Annotated in this window: 1 protein-coding gene; it reads left to right on the forward strand. The window is 62.9% G+C overall.

Annotated elements, in window-relative coordinates:
* Window positions 1-104 precede the first annotated feature (104 nt).
* Window positions 105-572, forward strand: a complete 468-nt coding sequence (locus tag J5M67_RS27165) for a Bro-N domain-containing protein (protein WP_207888508.1) — start codon at window positions 105-107, stop codon at window positions 570-572.
* Window positions 573-1,411 lie beyond the last annotated feature (839 nt).

Consider the following 1,411-nt stretch of genomic DNA (forward strand, 5'->3'; position numbering starts at 1 on the left):
CTTTTCCTTTTCTGGCGTTTGAGAAAAGTAACTCGCCCGAGGGGGCGAAACAAAATCTCTCAGCACACACCGAAGCTCTTCCCCCTCCCTCCTGGAGGTGCGCCATGTCTGAAGAGGTTCTGATCCCCACCGTATTCACCCGCCACAAGCGCCAGCTGCGCGCCGTGTTGCTGGAAGACCAGTGCTGGTTCTGCGCCCATGACCTGGGCCGGCTGATCGGCTATCCCTACCTGGCCGAGCGCGTGGAGCGCAACCTGGACGAGGACCAGTTCCGTCACGCCTGGATGCTCGACGGCAGCGGCGAGTACATCGATGAGCTGCTGCTCGGCGAATCGGCGGTGTACGCCACGCTGATCCACTACTTCCACCCGGAAAACCGCAGCATCCGCCAGTGGCTCTCGCTGCACGTCATCCCCACCCTGCGCGACCAGCACCCCATCAGCCTTGGCGAGCCGCGCCGGGAAATACTCCAGGGGCCGACGACCTTGTCGGTGTTGAAGTGGCAGGGGGTGGTTTGGGTGCCGTATCAGCAGTGGCCGGTATTGAGTTCCGGGCCGGAGGGTTCTGCGTAGGAGGGTGTAGAGCACGCTCCGTGCAATGGACGGGTCGCGGGCCATGCCCGCGATTCTGGTTGCTTCGGATTGGGTGTTTCTGCGTCGCGTTAGTGTGCGCGTGAGCTTTTTGTTTCGCCCCCTCGGGCGAGTTACTTTTCTCAAACGCCAGAAAAGTAACCAAAAGGGCTCGTCCCGACATCCGGCCCCGGCTTCGCCGGGGTCCCCTCGCTCCGGTATCGCTCCGAGGGTCGGCGTACAAGGGCCGTCCCTGGCCCTTTACGCCTCTCGCGGCATCCATGCCGCTCGCCCCTCTGCGCAATACCTCCACTCGGCCTCCTGACGGGACTCTGCGCGCGCCTGGAACTTTGGCTGCTTCATGCTGGATGCTGGTTGCTCTTCGTAGGATGGCGTGGAGCGAAGCGATACCCATCAGGGCGGATAACGCTGCGCGTTATTCGCCCTACAAGAACATCGCGGACGGAGTCCGCTCCTACGGAAGCATGCAGCTCTTGTAGGAGCGGACTCCGTCCGCGATCAGCTGCGGTTCGCGAGCAAGAACTGGGTGTCTCCCTCGGTCCTCCAGGTTGGCGACTGGCATCTGCGCTTCCCTGGAAGCGCCAATTCCGCCGCGATGGATTTCGCGGACAAGGTCCGCTCCTACGGAAGCCCGCCATGCCCTTTGCTCTGGCTTTGGCTCTTGAGGATTTCCAGAGAAACATCCGCGCACTCCGAGCGCCCCTTCAGGAGGCCGAGTGGAATCGGAGTTTCAGGGGTTGAGCGGCATGGATGCCGCGAGAGCGTCGTTGGGCCAGGGATGGCCCGTCGACGCGTGCCCCTGAAACTTCGATGGAGCGAGG

Source organism: Pseudomonas sp. 30_B, assembly GCF_017491605.1.
Taxonomy (GTDB): domain Bacteria; phylum Pseudomonadota; class Gammaproteobacteria; order Pseudomonadales; family Pseudomonadaceae; genus Pseudomonas.